The organism is Guptibacillus hwajinpoensis, assembly GCF_020171785.1.
GTDB classification, from domain to species: domain Bacteria; phylum Bacillota; class Bacilli; order Bacillales; family Guptibacillaceae; genus Guptibacillus; species Guptibacillus sedimenti.
The window spans coordinates 93,319-112,890 of record NZ_JAIVAE010000011.1; the positions used below are offsets into that span (position 1 = coordinate 93,319).

The window sequence follows — 19,572 nt, forward strand, 5'->3', positions numbered from 1 at the left end:
TCTATTGGCAGAATCTTATGTTGATCTTACATTACAGCTAGAAAATTCTAATGAAGCTCAAAGCTTATTCGGCCCTGGTGATGAGCATTTAAAGATAATTGAGGAAGCCCTTAAAGTGTCACTTGTTACTCGAGGAGAAGGTATATCTGTGAGAGGGGATGAAGAGAGCATCACGATGGTAAAAGACGTTGTGCATACTCTTCACACCCTCATCAAACGAGGTGCAAGTATCTCTGGAAGAGACGTTGTTTATGCGTGTCAATTAGTGCAGCAAGGAATGCTTGATCAGCTTCTGGAACTGTATCAAGAGGAAATTACCACGAATGCTAAGGGAAAGCCGATTAAAGTGAAAACACTTGGTCAACGCCATTACGTATCGGCGATGAAAAAGACTGACCTGGTGTTCGGTATAGGGCCAGCTGGAACTGGAAAAACGTATCTTGCCGTTGTTATGGCGGTAACGGCTCTTAAATACAATCAAGTGAAGAAGATTGTACTGACTCGTCCAGCAGTTGAAGCTGGAGAAAGCTTAGGGTTCCTTCCAGGAGATTTGAAGGAAAAAGTAGATCCTTATTTACGTCCCCTCTATGATGCTCTTCATGATGTTCTAGGGGTTGAACAAACGACTCGGCTGATTGAAAGAGGTACGATTGAGATCGCCCCGCTTGCCTATATGCGAGGGCGAACCCTTGACGATAGTTATGTAATTTTGGATGAAGCACAAAATACAACCTCTCAACAAATGAAGATGTTCTTAACTCGGTTAGGATTTGGTTCAAAAATGGTGATCACTGGTGATATCACACAGATCGATCTTCCTAAGGGAAAAGAATCAGGCTTAGCTGCTGCAGAAAAAATTCTTAAACGAGTAAAAGATGTATCGTTTATTTATCTTCAGCAGACAGATGTTGTCCGCCACCCATTAGTTCAGCGTATTATTGATGCCTATGAACATGAAACAAAATAAGCTTAAAAGGTCCGTTTGAAAACGGGCCTTTTTTGAGCCTTATCCCTCAACTTTCCAGGTTAATCAAACTAGTTGGAGAGTCGGACTAGTGGAAAAAGGATAGGAAGAGAGAAGCGCATCAAGACGTGAACATATTATAAGATTATGGTCCATTAATGAGGGAATTCTGATAAAATATGAAGAAGAGTAGTAGAGGCCAGAACTTATGAGGTGAAGGAAGCTATGATTGCGAAGATTAAGCATTTGTTGCAAAATAATCTCCGTAATATCGAACAAATTAAAATGATAAAATGGTCGCTTTATGGACTAGTGGCGCTCATTATGTACTTAACGATGTTATCAAATGTTATGCCAGAGTCCCTGGATATTACCCTATATTCAAGAGCTGATCATGATATTGCTTCACCAATTACGATAGAAAATAAAACCGCTACAGAAGATGAGCGATCAAAAGCCGCTCAAATTGATGCGAAATATGTTTACCGTGATGAGGTTTCACAGTCCCAGTTTGATAAGTTAAATGATTTGTTTTCTGGGATAGATAAAGTCAATAAGAATGAACCCGAGAACAAAACGTCTCAAGAAAAAATATCAGAACTTCAATCAATTATTTCAGTCTCGATGTCTGATGAACTTACTGATGATACATTAAAGCCGTTAATTGAAGCGGAACCTTCTCAAATTAGTTTAATAAAAGAACTAACGTTATCTGAGGTAATGGAAGTGATGACTGATCGTGTATCAATTGATAATTTAGAGCAATCTAAATCAGATGTTGAAGACCGATTATCTCTTACTTCGCTCCCAACTGACCAGAAGAAAGCGATGATTACAGTCGCACAGCAAAGTATTGTACCAAATTACTTTCTTGATCCAGAACAAACGGAACAAAGTCGTCAAGAAGCAATTGAAGCTGTCCAGCCAGTAATGATACGCGAAGGACAAATCATTGTGGAAGAAGGCGCCATGATTAACCGAGAAGTCATGGAGCAGCTTAGACTAGCTGGTTTACTTGATGAAGGCTTTGATGCTGTTCCGTATGTAGGACTGGCTCTTCTTGTGATGTTACTGACAGGATATTTATATTATTTCTTTCAAGACGTCAAATCAAGAGTTCGTTCTTCCAATACAAACCTCCTTATTCTAGTGCTTATTTATCTTAGCACCCTCCTAGTCCTTAAGCTATCAAGCTTATTACAGGGGATAGAAGTTCCTGGGATTGCTTATATCGTTCCAGCAGCAGTAGGGTCCATGTTAATAAAGATGCTTTTTAACGAACAATTAGCAATTGCTTCAAGCTTACTTTTTGGCGTTTGTGCTGGTGTTTTCTTTAATGGAGAAATTACTGGGCCAATGAATGCTTCGATTGGATTCTACGTGTTAATGAGTTCGCTATCAGGAGTGTTTTTTCTCGGAAAGAGAAATCATCGTTCAAACATTTTAACAGCGGGATTGCTTGTGTCACTAATAAACATAGTAGCTGTGGCTATATTATTAATGTTAAAGAATGGCCAATATGGTGGTATTGAACTTAGCTATCATTTTGTCTTTGCCTTTTTGTCTGGTTTCTTATCTTCTATGTTAACTCTGGGATTAATGCCGTTTTTTGAAGCTGGATTCCGCATTATTTCGACTACAAGGTTAATTGAACTTTCAAATCCAAATCACCCCTTGTTAAGAAAAATACTCGTGGAAACGCCCGGAACTTACCATCATAGTGTGATGGTTGCAAATTTGTCAGAAGCAGCTTGTGAGTCAATTGAGGCAAATGGCCTTCTTGCTCGAGTAGGCGCTTATTATCATGATATCGGAAAAACAAAACGTCCTCACTTCTTTATTGAAAATCAAATGAATATGGAAAATCCGCATGATAAGATTTCGCCTCACCTAAGTAAAACGATTATTGTATCGCATGCCTCTGATGGAGCAGAGATGTTAAGAAAGCATCGATTGCCAAAAGAAATTGTGGATATTGCTGAACAACATCATGGTACAACATTATTGAAATATTTTTATTACAAAGCAAGTGAACAGACGGATCAGACGGTTTCAGAAATGGAATTTCGATACCCTGGGCCAAAAGCACAGACGAAGGAAGCGGCAGTTGTTGGAATTGCGGATTGCATTGAAGCGGCGGTAAGATCGATGACGAAACCAAATCCAACAACGATTGAATCGCTTGTAAGAAAAATCATTACTGAAAGACTAGAAGATGGTCAATTTGACGAATGTGATTTATCACTAAAAGAGCTTGACATTGTTGCAAGAACGATACTAGAAACGTTGAACGGTATTTTTCACAGTCGAATTGAGTATCCAACAGAAATAAAAAAGAAGGTGACTTCATGAATCTAACAATTGATTTTATTGATGAAACTGAAACATTAAACCAAGATCAACTTGAAATGCTTGAAAAATTATTGAGCCATGCAGCAAAGGAAGAAGGGGTTGAAGCTGGGAGCGAAGTGTCCATTATGTTTGTAAATAATGAGCGTATCACGGAGATTAACCGAGATTATCGCGGCAAAGATCAGCCTACTGATGTCATTTCCTTTGCTCTTGATGATGAAGAAGAGGGTGATGATCCGATCGTATTTGAGGAACAAATACCGCACTTGCTTGGAGAAATTGTTGTTTCGGTCCCGAAAATAAAAGAGCAGGCAACTGATTACGGACATAGCTTTGAACGTGAACTAGGTTTTTTATGTGTTCATGGTTTCCTTCATTTACTCGGTTATGACCATATGACAGACGAAGATGAAAAAGAAATGTTCGGTAAACAAAAAGTACTTTTAGAGCAATATGGCCTCACAAGATAAGCGTTCAAGGCTTGTGCGGTTTTTGCGAAGTTTTCTATATGCATCGCAAGGTTTTCGTTACTTAATCAAAAATGAACAAAACTTTCTCTTCCATCTCCTAGCAGGTTTTGTGGTCGTAATAGCTGGGTTAGTGTTGGGGTTATCAGTAGTTAAAATGTGTTTGTTGCTAACTGTAATCGGTATCATGCTAAGTTTGGAAGCACTAAATACAGGCATTGAAAGAACAATTGATTTAATTACGGAAGAAAAACATCCTATAGCAAAGGTAGCAAAGGATGTGTCAGCTGCAGCAGTCTTTCTTTTTGCAGTTATTTCAGTTATAATCGGTGTCCTTCTCTTTTTTGAACCGATTGCTCAGTTGTTTCAGTCATAAGGAGGAATTACAATGGAAAAGCAAATGTTGATTGAGGAAGCAAAAAAAGCAAGAGAGATGGCCTATGTGCCTTACTCAAAGTTTAAAGTAGGTGCGGCATTGCTATCTGAGGATGGTACGGTATTTGGCGGATGTAATATTGAAAATGCTGCTTATAGTATGTGTAATTGTGCAGAGCGTACGGCTTTATTTAAAGCCTACTCAGAAGGCCATAAATCATATAAAGCCATTGCAGTTGTAGCTGATACAAAGCGTCCTGTCCCACCTTGTGGTGCATGTAGACAAGTGATCTCAGAACTGTGTGACCCAGAAATGCAAGTGATTTTAACTAACTTAGATGGAAAAATACAGGAATTAACCGTCAGCGAATTACTTCCTGGCGCATTTTCACCGGAGGATTTGAATGAGTAAAGAAGTGTTTAAGTCAGGATTTGTATCAATCGTCGGTAGACCCAATGTTGGGAAATCGACATTGTTAAACGAAGTTATTGGACAGAAAATTGCGATTATGAGTGATAAAGCACAAACTACGCGGAATAAGGTACAGGGTGTCTATTCAAGAGAAGATGCTCAGGTGGTTTTCATTGATACCCCAGGTATTCATAAGCCTAAACATAAACTTGGCGATTTTATGATCAAAATGGCTCAGAGTTCATTAAATGAAGTTGATTTAATTTTATTTGTGATTAATGCAGAAGAAGGTTTTGGTGCTGGTGATCAGTACATTATAGATCGTTTGCAAAATGTAGAAAGCCCAGTCTTTCTTGTGATCAACAAAATTGACCAGGTTCATCCGGAACAGCTATTCCCAATGATCAATTTCTATAAAGATAAGTATTCTTTTGCAGAAATTGTTCCAATCTCTGCATTGCAGGGAAATAACGTTAATACTCTCCTTGAGCAAGTTGTTGACTACCTTGAAGAAGGGCCACAGTATTACCCTAGTGATCATGTTACCGATCACCCTGAACGCTTTATTGTAGCTGAGCTTGTGAGAGAGAAAGTTCTTCATTTAACGAGAGAAGAAATTCCTCACTCTGTTACGGTAGTAACCGAGCAAATGGTAAAACGTGAAGGATCTGATGTCATTGATATTCACGTAACGGTGGTTGTTGAACGTTCTTCTCAAAAGGGCATCATTATTGGAAAGCAAGGAAAGATGCTAAAAGAAGTTGGGAAACGAGCTCGTAAAGATATTGAAGCACTTCTAGGTTCCCGTGTATTTATGGAAATCTGGGTGAAAGTTGTGAAGGATTGGCGTAATAAACCTTCGTCATTACGTGATTATGGTTATCGAGAAGATGACTATTAAGTGAAATTTTGTTAAATATTCCATCACATAAACCGACTTATGTAAGGTCAAGCTAGAGGTAAGAGATAAACTTTTTACAAAATGAAAGGTGGGATCTAAAGTGTTAGAGTTTACCTGGAAAATATTTTGTGAAACAGGAAACATCGATACTTATCTTCTTTTGAAGGAAATGGAAATACCGAATGATGAAGACAATGATTCTCTCGCCGAGATGGAAGAAGTACCTCGTCTCTCTTGACCTTTTGGAATTGCAACAGGAAACGGTTGGTGAAAGTTCTTGTTAAAAAAGGTTGAAGGAATTGTGATTCGAACCGTGGACTATGGTGAAACAAATAAAATACTGACGATTTATTCGAGAGAGACGGGTAAGGTTGGCGTCATGGCAAGAGGCGCAAAAAAACCTAAAAGCCGTCTTTCTGCTGTTTCACAACTTTTTGTCTATGGACAGTACCTTTATCAGCATACATCGGGTCTTGGGGGATTGAATCAGGGAGAAATAATTGATTCATTTCGCTCTATAAGAAATGATTTGTTTCTCACTTCCTATGCGGCATATGCTGCAGAGTTAGTTGATAAATTAACAGAAGAGAGAAAACCCAATCCCTATTTATTTGAAATGCTATATCAGGTTCTTCATGCGTTGAATGAAGAGAAAGATCCTGAAGTTATTTTATTTATTTTTGAGCTTAAAATGCTTCGCGTTGCGGGAATTACACCACAACTAGATCGGTGTGCGAACTGTGGTCTTTCTGAAGGTAAGTTTCATTTCTCTATTAACGAAGGTGGATTACTATGTCATCGGTGTCTTTCAGTAGATCCTTATAACATTCCAATCATGAAGCGGACGGCAGAACTTCTACATTTATTTGCCCATATTGATTTGGGGAGATTGGGAAATATTTCATTAAAAAAAGAAACGAAAAAAGAGATTAGACAAATTCTCAACCTTTATTTTGATGCCTATTCGGGCCTTTATTTAAAATCAAAACGTTTTTTGGATCAGTTGGATCGGTTTAAACTTGAGTAATTAGATTAACCTGCGGAATGTAATCCGGAGGTTTTTTATTTTAAATAAGGTATTTTACAGATCGTTTTCACAAAACAATGCGGAGTACTTTCGTTGAAATGGTATAATCGTATATAATAATGAAAATAAAGTATAACCTTATTAAAGGTGGTGATTTTTATCCAATTAAACAATAGGCAGGAAACCATCCTTCAGATCGTGAAAAATGAAGGACCGATTACAGGGGAACACATTGCAGAGAAGCTCAGTTTAACTAGAGCTACGCTTAGACCAGATCTAGCCATTTTAACAATGGCAGGATATCTTGACGCGAGGCCGAGAGTCGGGTATTTTTATACAGGTAAAACTGGTTCGCAGCTTCTTACTGAGAAAATAAGAAAAATTAAAGTTGATGACTACAAATCAATCCCCGTCGTCGTACAAGAAAACGCAAGTGTCTATGATGCGATATGTTCCATGTTCCTAGAAGATGTCGGCACATTATTTGTAGTGAATGAATTGGCGCATCTCGTAGGTGTATTATCTAGAAAAGATCTATTAAGAGCTGCGCTTGGTAAACAAGATCTTGAAAGTATACCCGTCACAATTATTATGACGAGAATGCCGAATATTACTGTATGTCAGAGAGATGATCTCTTAATCGAAGTAGCGAATCAGTTAATTGAAAAGCAGATTGATGCATTGCCGATTGTAAAAGAAGTAGAGAATGGTATTGAGGTTATTGGAAGGATAACAAAGACAAATGTAACGCGAGCACTAGTGGATCTTGCTAAAGACGAAATTATTTAGCTTAGGAGGTTTATATGACGAATTCAACGAATCGTGCAATTGTGTATGTGATTTCTGATTCGGTAGGCGAAACAGCGGAACTTGTTGTAAAAGCAGCGGCAAGTCAATTTGACCCTACCGATTTTGATGTCCGAAGAGTCCCTTATGTAGAAGATACAGCGACAATTCACGAAGTGATGACTCTTGCCAAAGAAACTAAAGCGATTGTCGCTTTTACTCTCGTAGTACCGGAGTTAAGAAATTTCCTACTTGAAGTCGCATCAAAAGAAAATATTCAGGCTATTGATATTATTGGTCCAATGATTGACCATATGCAAACAGTAATAGGGAAAGAACCACGAAATGAGCCTGGACTTGTACATAAACTTGATGAAGACTATTTTCGTCGAGTAGAGGCAATAGAGTTTGCGGTGAAGTATGATGATGGGAGAGATCCACGTGGGATTGCTCTTGCGGATATTGTGCTTGTTGGTGTTTCTAGAACTTCTAAAACCCCTTTATCACAATATTTAGCACACAAGAGGTTGAAGGTAGCCAATGTTCCTATAGTCCCTGAGGTCGATCCGCCTGATGAATTATTTAATGTGGCAGAAGGAAAATGCTATGCTCTAAAAATAAGTCCTGAGAAGTTAAATAACATTCGTAAAGAGCGACTAATTGCGCTTGGATTAAATGCTGAAGCAAGCTATGCTAATATGACAAGAATCAAAGATGAACTGGAATATTTCGATACGATTATTAATAAAATGAACTGCCAAGTTATTGATGTTTCAAATCGAGCGGTAGAGGAAACAGCTAATTTAATTTTAAGCCTTTATAAAGGGAAACATACATCTTAATAAAAGCATAACAAGAAAACACCATTTTCGAGACAAAAATGTTCTCGATGATGGCGTTTTTTTATCGTTTTTATCTGTTCAATTTAATATTTTTAGTATATAATCAAATATTGTCAATAAAATTTGTCTATAATCATAAAAGAAGGCTTTCAGAAGAATATAGTAGTTATCTAAAATAGTTCGATCTAAAATTCTGAAAGTTAAAACATAAATATCAAAAGAAGGATAACTCAGGGAGATGTAGAATAGAGAATTATGACGAAAAAGAAACTGACGCTTTTTGTCGATGCAGATGCATGTCCTGTTCTAATTAAAGAAGAAATTATGTCTTTTCAGAAAGCTCTATCAGAAGTAGAAACGATTTTTGTCGCTTCTTATGCTCATATGAGCACGACATTCCGTGAGGCGAAGTGGGTTATGGTAGACTCTGAAAAGGAAGAAGCGGATCTCTATATTCATCGCCATGCCAAAAAAGGCGATATTGCTGTGACCCAAGACTATGGTCTTGCAAGTTTGCTCCTTCCAAAAGGTGTTTTTGTTCTTTCTCCAAGAGGGAAACAGTATACAGAAGAGAACATATCAACTCTTTTACATACGCGGTACCTGGCATCTAAAAGTAGAAGAGCTGGTAAGCATACAAAAGGTCCAAGAAAGTTTACCAGTGATGATCGAGTTCAATTTCGGGAAGAACTAATAAAAATATTGTCGAACTATGAAGGAGATTATTTTTATTTGTCGAAACTATAGAATCTGTTGGTGATAAATAATGAGTGGCAGAATCCCAGAAGAAAAAATTGAAGCGATTCGCCGATCCACAGATATTGTTGATGTGATTAGCGATTATGTCCAACTGAAAAAGCAAGGAAGAAATTTCTTTGGCCTTTGTCCTTTTCACGGTGAAAGCACTCCTTCATTTTCAGTAGCGCCGGACAAGCAAATTTATCATTGCTTCGGATGTGGTGCTGGCGGTAACGCTTTTTCGTTTTTAATGGAAATTGAAGGATATAACTTTGTCGAAGCTGTTCAAAGTCTTGGACAAAAATCTGGTATCGACTTACCTGAAGTGCAAGAGAATCAAAGCGGTAGCGCAAAAACAAATTCTGAGAATGACACCATATATAAGGCCCATGACTTTCTCGCTAAACTATACAATCATTGTATGGTTAAGACACCGGAAGGCGAACAAGCCCGTGCTTATCTTAATGAACGAGGTTTTTCGAAAGAAATGATTGAAAAGTTTCAGTTAGGCTTTGCACCTGATTCTTGGGACTATGCAACATCGTATTTGGAAAAAAGAAACTACCCTCTCGCAAAAGTGGCTGACGCAGGTTTACTCGCCAAAAGAGAATTTGATGGAAAGTATTTCGATCGCTTTCGAAATCGAATTATGTTTCCAATCTGGGATCCAAAAGGTAGACCTGTTGCATTTGGAGGAAGAATCATAGGTGAGGGCGAACCGAAATATCTAAATAGCCCAGAGACAAAGCTTTTTCAAAAAGGAAAGTTTCTCTATGGTTTTCATTTAACTCGTTCAGCCATTCGCTTAAAAGATCAGGCAATCCTATTAGAAGGTTATGTTGATGTGATTACAGCATACGGAAATGGGGTACAAAACGTTGTAGCAAGTTTAGGTACGGCTTTAACGAAGGATCAAGCAAAGCTGCTGCGAAGACAGACAGAGTCTGTGGTCATTTGTTATGACTCAGATAAGGCTGGAACCAATGCTGCCACAAGAGCGGCAGACGAATTAATGGAAGCCGGGTGCTACGTTAGAATAGCAAAAATGCCAGGTGGACTAGATCCCGATGACTATATCCGGACATACGGTGCAGAACGGTTTGAAAAGGATGTAATAGGGGCAGCGCCAACGGTAATGGCTTTCAAAATGGAGGTTTTTCGATCAGGAAAAAACCTATCGGATGAAGGAGAACGAATCCGCTATATCGAAGAAGTACTTAAAGAAATTAGCCGTCTTCCTAATGCGGTTGAACGCGATCATTATTTAAGACAGCTAGCGGAAGAATTCTCACTTTCACTCGATGCTTTAAAGCAGCAGGTTTCCCAGTTTTTTAAAGAGGGGAAGAAAAGTAAGGATAATGCTCCTCCGAAAAGGGATAATAATGCTAGGAAAAATTTCTATGTTAAGAAAAAGCTCTTACCAGCATTCCAGAATGCAGAACGTATCTTACTTGCTTATATGATGCGTGATCTGGAAGTGGCAGAAAAAGTACAGGAAGAGGTTGGCGGTTCGTTTAATATTGACGAGCATAGTGCGATTGCTGCATACCTGTATAGCTTTTATGCTAACGGCCATGAAGCTGACGTGAGTCAATTCATGGAGCAGCTGACTGATCCTAACCTTGTCAAAATTGCTTCTGAACTGGCCATGATGGATTTAAATAATGACGTGTCGGACAAAGAATTACATGATTATATCCGACAGGTGTTAAATTATCCAGAATGGATAAAGATAGAAGAGAGAGAAAAAGAAAAGAAAGAAGCGGAAATGAAGCAAGATTTTGTCCAGGCAGCCAAGATCGCTATGGAAATTCTTGAAATGAAAAAGAACTTAAAAAATTCATTTTAAGATAATGACTGATTTTTATTGTTGAGATGTATGGAAGGAGGGGATCGAATGGCTGAAAAACCAACTCGCCAACCGGCGGAAGGTGAATTAACCATCGATCAAGTGAAAGAGCAGTTAGTAGAGCTTGGAAAGAAAACAAGCTTAATTACTTACTCTACGATCGTAGAACGGTTGTCCCCATTTGAACAGGATTCCGATCAAATGGATGAATTCTTTGAATATCTAGAGGAACAAGGTGTTGAAGTCATCGAAGATACTTCTGATAATCCTTCGCCTCAAGAAGTTAATAAAGAAGAAGAATTTGATTTGAACGACTTAAGTGTTCCTCCGGGTGTCAAAATAAATGATCCGGTTCGTATGTACCTAAAAGAGATTGGCCGTGTAGACCTTCTTTCTGCGAAGGAAGAGATTAGTCTAGCACAACGTATCGAAGAAGGTGACGAAGAAGCTAAGCGTCGTCTCGCTGAAGCAAACCTTCGACTTGTTGTTAGTATTGCGAAAAGATACGTTGGACGAGGCATGCTCTTCTTAGATTTAATTCAAGAAGGGAACATGGGACTCATTAAAGCAGTTGAAAAATTCGATTATCGTAAAGGGTACAAATTTAGTACGTATGCAACGTGGTGGATTCGTCAAGCCATTACTCGAGCAATTGCAGACCAAGCTAGAACGATACGTATTCCCGTTCATATGGTCGAAACGATTAATAAATTAATTCGAGTTCAGCGTCAACTTCTTCAAGATCTTGGACGTGAACCATCACCTGAAGAAATTGGTAAAGAAATGGATCTTTCTCCAGAGAAAGTCCGTGAAATTCTTAAGATTGCTCAAGAACCTGTCTCTCTTGAAACGCCTATTGGTGAAGAAGATGACTCCCACCTTGGAGATTTTATTGAAGATCAAGATGCCCTTGCGCCATCGGATGCTGCAGCTTATGAGCTGTTGAAAGAGCAGCTTGAAGATGTTCTAGATACGTTAACTGACCGAGAAGAAAACGTATTGAGGCTTCGTTTCGGGCTAGACGATGGGCGAACAAGAACGCTAGAAGAAGTAGGACGCGTCTTTGGCGTTACGCGTGAGCGAATCCGACAGATTGAAGCAAAAGCTCTTCGTAAACTTCGCCATCCAAGCCGTAGCAAACGATTAAAAGATTTTCTAGAATAGACTTACTTACTCTCTGACTGCTTAAGCGGTTAGAGAGTTTTTTTATTATTTATTAGCGTTTATGTCTCATTCGTATTTAACTTGTTAATATAACTAATGAAGAATTAAAGGATACATTTCTTGTCATTTATTTTACTGATTTTTCTTTCGTTTTGCAAATGACCCTTTTGAAAATAAAAGTACTGCCTCTTGTCCTAATAGGCTTTAGAGTCTTAGTAACAAAAAAATAATATATAAAATTATTTTTATTTTCTAAAATGTTGAAAAAATCGCCTCTAAAAGAGATAATAAAATGTAAGCGCATTCAATTTGGTGGCATTTATAGGAGGTTATATGGTAATGAATTTTGACTTAACGAAAGAGCAAAAAATGATTCAAAAGATGATTAGAGAGTTTGCAGATGAGAAGGTTGCGCCTGGTGCAGAACAAAGAGATAAGGAAAAGAGGTTTCCTAAAGAGATTTTTCAACAACTCGGTGAACTGGGTATTATGGGTCTTCCATTTCCGGAAGAGTATGGTGGTGGGGGAGCAGATACAATAAGCTTTGCCATTGTCGTAGAAGAATTAAGTCGTGCGTGCGGGTCAACTGGAATTACTTATTCCGCTCACGTATCGCTTGGAGGAGCACCGCTCCACCTCTTTGGCACAGAAGAACAGAAACAAAAATACCTTGCACCAATTTGTTCAGGAGAGTCATTGGGTGCATTCGGATTAACAGAGCCTAATGCCGGATCAGATGCGGGAGGGACAGAAACAGAAGCCTTTCTCAATGATGGCCAGTGGATTATTAATGGGAATAAGTGCTATATTACAAATGCATCTTACGCCGATCATCTTGCATTAACGGCGATTACTAATCGTAAAGACGGCGAAAAAGAAATTAGCGCGATAATTGCGCCTACTTCCGCACCTGGCTTTAGAGTGATTGATAATTATGAGAAATTAGGATTGCATTCGTCGAATACAACGGAACTTGTTATGGAAGACGTCGTCGTACCGGAGGAGAACCTACTTGGGAAGCGTGGAGATGGCTTCAGACAATTCCTTATGACGCTTGATGGTGGAAGGATAGGGATTGGTGCTATGGGTGTAGGAATTGCTCAGGCAGCTTATGAGAAGGCGTTACAGTATGCAAATGAACGGAAGCAGTTTGGTCGATCAATTTCACGTTTTCAAGCCATACAATTTAAATTAGCAGACATGGCTATGAAAATAGAATTAGCTCGTACAATGGTATACAAAGCTGCCTGGTTAAAAGACCAGGGTAAAAAGTTCACAAAAGAAGCCTCTATCTGCAAATTATATGCTTCAGAAATCTGTATGGAAGTTTGCGACCAGGCAGTTCAAATTCACGGTGGAAATGGCTATATGCGTGATTATCATGTTGAACGTTATTTTAGAGACGCGAAACTACTTGAAATTGGCGAAGGAACATCAGAGATTCAACGAATGGTCATTGCTCGTGAAATTGGTTGTTAAACTGAACGAGCGCTCGGTTAGAAGAGATGTGTTAGGAATTACATTTGATTCAGTGTACATGCGAATTATAACATGGTAATTAAAAAGGGGTGCGACTATGACAAAATTGCTTCATGAGACAATTGGGGCGATGCTTGAGAGACAGGTTCATCAATTTGGCTCGAAAGAAGCTGTCGTATATGCAAAAGAAAATATTCGGTACACGTTCAGTGAATTTAATAGGGAAGTTAATTCAGTTGCCAAATCGCTGCTTGATTTAGGTGTGGTCAAAGGAGAGCATATTGCCGTATGGGCAACAAATGTACCAGAATGGCTACTATTGCAATTTGCCACTGCTAAAATAGGTGCGGTGCTTGTTACTGTGAATACGAACTATCAGTCAACTGAATTAGAGTACGTTCTCAAGCAATCTGATGCCACTCATCTATTTATAATTGATGGTTTCAAAGGTACTTCTTATCCAAAGGCCTTTCTTGATCTGACCAAAAGTGGTGACAAGGTTATTAATGGGAAATGTGCCTTGCATGATCTCCCTTATTTAAAACATGCGATTTATATCGGATCAAATCCACAATCTTCTTTTATGTCATGGAATGAATTCATTCAATGTGGTAAATCAACGTCAGAAGAGGAGTTGGATATAAGAAAGAAAGAGCTTGATCCTGATGATGTGATCAATATGCAATATACGTCAGGGACTACTGGTTTTCCAAAAGGTGTTATGCTTACTCATTACAATATCCTTAATAACGGCTATCAGATTGGCCAGTGTATGAAATTAACAGAAGAAGATCGTCTTTGTATTCCTGTGCCATTCTTTCATTGTTTTGGCTGTGTATTAGGTACTTTAGCTGCTTTTTCAGCAGGAGCTACCATCGTTCCGATTGTCGAATTTGAGGCGAATCTTGTATTGAGGACGGTGGAACAGGAGAAGTGCACAGCCCTACACGGTGTACCGACAATGTTTATTGCGGAGCTCAATCTTCCTGAATTTGATACCTTTGATTTGCGATCTTTGCGGACCGGAATAATGGCTGGAAGCCCTTGTCCAATTGAAGTGATGAAAAATGTGATGAACAAAATGAATATGGAAGAAATTACGATTGCTTATGGTCAAACGGAATCTTCTCCTGTTATTACCCAAACTAGAACGTATGACCCGGTTGAATACAGAGTAAATTCTGTTGGTCAGGCTTTACCTGGTGTTGAGGTTAAAATTGTAGATCCTCTAACGAGTAAAGAAGTTCAGGAAAATCAAATAGGAGAATTATGTACAAGAGGTTACCATGTGATGAAAGGATACTATCACATGCCTGATGCGACGAAGCAGGTAATTGATCAGGACGGTTGGCTACATACCGGAGATTTAGCGAAAATGAATGAGAGCGGGTATGTTCAGATTACAGGGCGTTTAAAAGATATGATTATTCGTGGTGGGGAGAATGTGTACCCTCGTGAAATTGAAGAATTTTTGTATACACATCCTGCTGTTCAGGACGTTCAAGTTATTGGTGTTCCAGATGAGAAATATGGCGAAATCGTTGTAGCTTGTGTTCAATTGAAAGAGAATGAAACGATCACCCCTGCCGATATTCTTCATTTTTGTGAAGGGAAAATTGCACGATATAAAATCCCGTCTCATATCTTTTTTGTCGATAACTATCCAATGACTGCTTCTGGAAAGATCCAAAAGTATAAACTCCGTGAAACCGCGGTAAAGTGGACTAATCTTAATTCTAAGTTAGAAAAATAAATGATATGAACTGGCATCAGTAATTGTGCTGATGCCGTTTGTTTTATTGAGAAAATTTGCTATCATAGAGATAGAGTGAATAACTATGACAAATATGTGATTTGCCTCGCTTCCCCTTTTCTTTCATAGCGTTTTCAAGTAAAATAAGTTATGATTTGTTTACTCTTACATATTTGGGGAAAACGACATCAGCGAATCGGTACAAGGAGGAAAAGAAATGAAAAAGAATCCGCTTATTCCATTTGCTTGGACAGCCGTTATCGGATTAATTCTCATTATTGGTGTTTCTTTCTGGGCATTGCAACAGGACGGCAAAGAGAGCGCTGAGGGCGAAGGTGAAAAGCAAGAACAGGCTGAAGCAGCTGCACCTGAAGATATTTACGCTCAAAATTGTGCATCTTGTCACGGTGGTGATCTTGGTGGCCAGGTAGGACCAGCTCTAAATGCGGTTGGAGGAAAGTACTCCAAGGATGAAATTCTCGACATTATTAATAATGGTAAAGGCTCCGGAATGCCTGCGGGACTCATTCAAGGAGAACAGGCTGAAGCAGTTGCTCAGTGGCTTTCCGAGAAAAAATAAGAAGCGAAAAAAGCTTTCTGTGAGAACAGGAAGCTTTTCTATTTGGAACAAAACCTAATTCCTTTTGATGCGAATTTCTGTTATCAATAAATGGTAAAGGGTAAACTATAAAGAAGAAAATTGGGTAAGGTGAAGAAATGAACGATAAATTATTGTCAGAGCGTTTAAAAACGGTAGCAAACTTTGTTCCAGTAGGAAGTAGCGTAGCGGATATCGGATCTGATCATGCGTATTTACCTTGCTACTTAATGAATAAACAGCACATCACGTTTGCAGTAGCAGGTGAGGTAAATGAAGGTCCATATCAATCAGCCGTTAACCAAGTTAAACGTAGCGGCTTCACGAGAGAAATCACAGTGCGTAAAGGTAATGGTCTTGAAGTACTTTCTCCTGGAGAAGTAGATGTTATTACAATTGCTGGAATGGGCGGTCAATTGATTCGCGATATTTTACTAGAGGGAAGAGAGAAGTTAGCGAACGTAAAGCGACTTGTTCTACAACCCAATGTGGCTGCACATCTTCTCCGTGAACGACTTTCCGATTTAGATTGGGAGCTAGTTGATGAATGCATTCTTGAAGAAGATCATAAGGTGTACGAAGTTCTTGTGTTCGATGCAGGAAACGGAAAGCGTCCTTATGAAGGAATGTCTGATAAAGAGCTACGAAAAAGTATGTTAGTTGGTCCGATACTTTTAAAAAATCAAAACGAAGCCTTCCGGACAAAGTGGCAAAATGAATTATCGAAGAGGGAACGGATCTTAACGTCGTTAACAAAAACACACGGTGTTTCAGATAAAGAAGCACAGGTAAAAAATGAACGGGACATTATTAAGGAGGTTCTTTCATGAGTAAGCTAGTTTCAGGACAGGCAATTATTCAAGAATTTGAATCCTGGTCTAAAAAGAAATATGCAGAAGAGGGAGACCCGATCGGGCTACAGGTTGGCAGTCTTAACAAGAAAATAAAGAAAGTCATGACTGCACTTGATGTGCTTCCCAATGTTGTTGAAGAAGCGGTGAATGAAGGTGTCGATTTAATCATAGCGCATCATCCTATTCTTTATCGACCGCTAAAAAAAATCAATTTAGATACAGCTCAAGGGAAAATGATTGAAACGCTGATTAAGCATGATATTGCAGTGTATGCTGCTCACACGAACTTGGATGTGGCCCCAGGTGGTGTGAACGATATGCTGGCAGAAGCGTTAGGATTAAAAGATACAAGCGTTCTCGTGGAAACATTTCAGAGAGAGCTAAAAAAGGTTGTCGTTTTTGTACCGGCATCTCACCAGGAAGAGGTAAGAAATGCTCTTGCTAACGCGGGAGCTGGCTCTATAGGAGAATATAGTGACTGTACCTTTACTTCTCAAGGGACAGGAAGGTTTAAGCCAACTGACCATGCACAGCCGTTCATTGGTAAGGCAGGCGCTTTAGAATCCGTAGATGAAGTGAAAATTGAAAGTATCTTCTATGCGGATCACCAAGCAGCAATCATAAATGCTATAAAGAAGGCGCATCCATACGAAGAAGTAGCTTATGATATTTATCCACTTGATAATGAACCAGAAAAGTTAGGTCTAGGAAGAATTGGTCAACTTGAAACTGAGATGAGCTTAGAAAGCTTTGCCGGTTTTGTGAAAGAAAAGCTTGGTGCAGGTGGCGTTCGGGTTGTCGGAGATCTCCAATCTACGATTAAAAAGGTAGCTGTATTAGGTGGAGACGGTAATAAATTTATAAACGCCGCTCGTTTTAGTGGAGCAGATGTTTTTGTCTCAGGTGATATTTATTACCACGTCGCACATGATGCTATGATCGAAGGGCTCCAAATCATAGATGCAGGACATAATATTGAAAAAATCATGATCGAGGGCGTGCGTAAGAAATTGTTAGCTTTTCTAGAAGAGAAGCGATATGAAACAGAGATTATTTCCTCTCAAGAAAAAACTGATCCATTTCAATTTAGATAAAAAATCCCGCCATTACTGGCGGGATTTTTTGTTACTTTTTCACTTTTACTTTAGGAAGGATTTTGGATGAAGGTACCTTTCTTTCCCGTACCCAAGTATCTTCATTTTCTGGATCATATTGATCAAGAAAACGGATCACTTCTTTCGTAATTGGAGTTGGAGTAGAAGCTCCAGCAGTCACACCGACTGTTTCAACTCCTTTGAGCCACTCAAGTTGTAATTCTGAAATGTCGGTAATTCTGTATGCAGGTGTTCCTGCAACTTCAATTGATACTTGCGCAAGGCGGTTCGAATTATTACTTTTTGGGTCTCCGACGACAAGAACTAAATCTGTATCACCAGCCTGTTCGGCAACGGCTTCTTGACGTACTTGAGTAGCATTACAAATTTCATTATGGATAACGGCATGCGGATATCGTTCAGTCGCTCTTTCCATAATTTCTTGTACATCCCACTGACTCATTGTCGTTTGGTTTGTAATAATAATCTTTTCACTGTTAATTTGAAGAGCATCGACTTCTTCTGGTTTTTCAACAAGATGCACGATTTCAGGAGCGATTCCCATGGCTCCTTCAGGTTCGGGGTGTCCTTTTTTACCAATATAAATAACGTGATAGCCTTCTTGTTGTTTCTCACGAATTAAATCATGTGTTACCGTCACATCGGGGCAAGTAGCATCAAGGACAGTTAACCCCTTTTCTTCAGCTAGCTCACGAACTTGAGGCGAAACGCCATGAGCAGTGAAAATAACCGTTCCGGATTCTACCTTCTTAAGAATTTCCATACGGTTCGGTCCATCAAGGGTAATAATGCCATCATCTTCAAAAGCATCTGTTACATGTTTATTATGAACGATCATCCCGAGAATGAAAATCGGGCGCGGTAAAGTTTTATCAAGCGCTGCATTGCGTGCAATGACCATTGCATCCACAACACCATAGCAATAACCTCTAGGTGAAATTTTAGTTACTTTCATCGAGTACCTCCTCAATCCATGGATGGATTGTTGTATAACTGATCTCTCCTAATTATAAAGGAGATATCGAGATAACTCAACGAAACACGTTAGTTAAACATAGAGTTTAGGTTTTGATTTAATACTTTGTTCATTTGAAACCGGTTTGGATTTTTTCTTTACGTTTGTTATTGGAGGGGTTTTACCTTTTGTTTTTTTAGAAGATTTCTTTGCTTTCTTAGGTGTTTCGTCTGCTTCGCTTTCTTCATCATCTTCTGTTTCCCCTGAAGATTTTTGATATTCTTTAAATAAAGCGATCATTTCGGGCAGTTGTTTTACCATTGGTCCGTATTGCTGTACCATAGGTTTAATTGTGTCGGCAGCTTGCATCACTTTTTGAACATTTTGGATCATGCCCATCATATCCATACCACCCTGGCCGGCACCTGGAAGAAATCGAGATAACATTCCAGCCTGCTGAGGAAAACCAGGTATCGCCCCGCGCATTGCTGGAAATGAACCTGGAGGCATAGGGAGTCCACCTGCTTGCGTTCCGCCACCGCCTAAAAACCTTGATAATAGTCCTCCAGTTCCTGTTTGTGGAGGCTGTGAAAAGCCTGGGCCGGGACCTTGAAACCCTCCGCCGGAAAATGGAAAGCCCATACCAGGACCCGGACCACTTTGAGGGGAGGGAGGAAATTGATTCATGTCATACCCTCCTTCTTATAACTTGACCAAAATAAACTGTTGGTACTATTAAGGTATGCTGAAAAAATAGAAGGTGTGAGAAGGTTCAATATTGGGCAATACAAATAATAGAAAAGTTTTTGAATCAAATCTGCCTTCTTTAAGCATGGAATCGCTTCTTAAATAAATGCGTAGGAAACGTCAGATTTCTATTATATGACAGTGCATGCAAAATCAGAGTGGAAGGTCTTTTCTGAACGTATGGCGCTTTACGT

General features: G+C 39.1%; 20 protein-coding genes. 18 read left to right on the forward strand and 2 right to left on the reverse strand.

Annotated elements, in window-relative coordinates; all coding sequences use genetic code 11:
• Positions 1-4 precede the first annotated feature (4 nt).
• The 18 genes from LCL91_RS16510 (at position 5) to LCL91_RS16595 (ending at position 17,655) form a co-directional block, all read left to right on the forward strand.
• Complete coding sequence (locus LCL91_RS16510; RefSeq protein WP_224883923.1) at positions 5-967, forward strand: PhoH family protein; 963 nt, start codon at positions 5-7, stop codon at positions 965-967.
• Positions 968-1,189: 222 nt separating this feature from the next.
• Positions 1,190-3,316 carry an HD family phosphohydrolase gene (locus tag LCL91_RS16515; RefSeq protein ID WP_224883924.1) on the forward strand — a complete coding sequence of 709 codons (2,127 nt, stop codon included), beginning with the start codon at positions 1,190-1,192 and terminating at the stop codon, positions 3,314-3,316.
• Positions 3,313-3,786, forward strand: coding sequence for an rRNA maturation RNase YbeY (ybeY, locus tag LCL91_RS16520; RefSeq protein ID WP_224883925.1), 474 nt, complete (start codon positions 3,313-3,315; stop codon positions 3,784-3,786). The genes LCL91_RS16515 and ybeY overlap by 4 nt, the downstream gene beginning before the upstream one ends.
• A complete protein-coding gene (locus tag LCL91_RS16525; protein ID WP_224883927.1) occupies positions 3,770-4,159 on the forward strand; it encodes a diacylglycerol kinase family protein in 390 nt (129 codons plus the stop codon). Before ybeY ends, LCL91_RS16525 begins: the two co-directional genes overlap by 17 nt.
• A 12-nt stretch (positions 4,160-4,171) precedes the next feature.
• A complete protein-coding gene (locus LCL91_RS16530; protein WP_159783267.1) occupies positions 4,172-4,570 on the forward strand; it encodes a cytidine deaminase in 399 nt (132 codons plus the stop codon).
• Positions 4,563-5,471, forward strand: a complete 909-nt coding sequence (era, locus tag LCL91_RS16535; RefSeq protein ID WP_224883929.1) for a GTPase Era — start codon at positions 4,563-4,565, stop codon at positions 5,469-5,471. The genes LCL91_RS16530 and era overlap by 8 nt, the downstream gene beginning before the upstream one ends.
• A gap of 100 nt (positions 5,472-5,571) precedes the next feature.
• Positions 5,572-5,709, forward strand: a complete 138-nt coding sequence (locus tag LCL91_RS16540; protein ID WP_159783265.1) for a YqzL family protein — start codon at positions 5,572-5,574, stop codon at positions 5,707-5,709.
• 39 nt (positions 5,710-5,748) lie between these two features.
• Complete coding sequence (gene recO, locus LCL91_RS16545) at positions 5,749-6,498, forward strand: DNA repair protein RecO (RefSeq protein ID WP_098444284.1); 750 nt, start codon at positions 5,749-5,751, stop codon at positions 6,496-6,498.
• A gap of 147 nt (positions 6,499-6,645) precedes the next feature.
• A complete protein-coding gene (locus LCL91_RS16550; RefSeq protein WP_369522966.1) occupies positions 6,646-7,287 on the forward strand; it encodes a helix-turn-helix transcriptional regulator in 642 nt (213 codons plus the stop codon).
• Positions 7,288-7,301: 14 nt separating this feature from the next.
• Positions 7,302-8,126 (forward strand): pyruvate, water dikinase regulatory protein, encoded by an 825-nt coding sequence (locus LCL91_RS16555; RefSeq protein ID WP_160918737.1) that lies wholly within the window; start codon positions 7,302-7,304, stop codon positions 8,124-8,126.
• Positions 8,127-8,381: 255 nt separating this feature from the next.
• On the forward strand, positions 8,382-8,873 hold the full coding sequence (locus LCL91_RS16560) for a YaiI/YqxD family protein (protein ID WP_098444281.1): 492 nt from the start codon (positions 8,382-8,384) through the stop codon (positions 8,871-8,873).
• A gap of 19 nt (positions 8,874-8,892) precedes the next feature.
• Entirely contained in the window at positions 8,893-10,713 is a 1,821-nt protein-coding gene (gene dnaG, locus LCL91_RS16565) for a DNA primase (protein ID WP_224883931.1), read from the forward strand.
• 48 nt (positions 10,714-10,761) lie between these two features.
• Complete coding sequence (rpoD, locus tag LCL91_RS16570; protein WP_098444279.1) at positions 10,762-11,877, forward strand: RNA polymerase sigma factor RpoD; 1,116 nt, start codon at positions 10,762-10,764, stop codon at positions 11,875-11,877.
• A 339-nt stretch (positions 11,878-12,216) separates the two neighbouring features.
• Entirely contained in the window at positions 12,217-13,356 is a 1,140-nt protein-coding gene (locus LCL91_RS16575) for an acyl-CoA dehydrogenase family protein (RefSeq protein ID WP_224883933.1), read from the forward strand.
• A gap of 97 nt (positions 13,357-13,453) precedes the next feature.
• A complete protein-coding gene (locus LCL91_RS16580) occupies positions 13,454-15,109 on the forward strand; it encodes an AMP-binding protein (protein ID WP_224883935.1) in 1,656 nt (551 codons plus the stop codon).
• Between the two features lie 217 nt (positions 15,110-15,326).
• A complete protein-coding gene (cccA, locus tag LCL91_RS16585; RefSeq protein ID WP_098444276.1) occupies positions 15,327-15,689 on the forward strand; it encodes a cytochrome c550 in 363 nt (120 codons plus the stop codon).
• A gap of 137 nt (positions 15,690-15,826) precedes the next feature.
• The gene (locus LCL91_RS16590) at positions 15,827-16,537 is read left to right on the forward strand and encodes a tRNA (adenine(22)-N(1))-methyltransferase (protein ID WP_224883937.1); all 711 of its coding nucleotides are present in this window, start codon (positions 15,827-15,829) and stop codon (positions 16,535-16,537) included.
• The gene (locus LCL91_RS16595) at positions 16,534-17,655 is read left to right on the forward strand and encodes a Nif3-like dinuclear metal center hexameric protein (protein WP_224883939.1); all 1,122 of its coding nucleotides are present in this window, start codon (positions 16,534-16,536) and stop codon (positions 17,653-17,655) included. The genes LCL91_RS16590 and LCL91_RS16595 overlap by 4 nt, the downstream gene beginning before the upstream one ends.
• Positions 17,656-17,686: 31 nt before the next feature.
• On the opposite strand, the gene LCL91_RS16600 is transcribed toward LCL91_RS16595, so the two are convergent.
• Both LCL91_RS16600 and LCL91_RS16605 read right to left on the reverse strand, forming a co-directional pair.
• On the reverse strand, positions 17,687-18,631 hold the full coding sequence (locus tag LCL91_RS16600) for a 4-hydroxy-3-methylbut-2-enyl diphosphate reductase (protein ID WP_224883941.1): 945 nt from the start codon (positions 18,629-18,631) through the stop codon (positions 17,687-17,689).
• 93 nt (positions 18,632-18,724) lie between these two features.
• Complete coding sequence (locus tag LCL91_RS16605) at positions 18,725-19,318, reverse strand: YqfQ family protein (RefSeq protein ID WP_224883943.1); 594 nt, start codon at positions 19,316-19,318, stop codon at positions 18,725-18,727.
• Between the last annotated feature and the right edge of the window lie 254 nt (positions 19,319-19,572).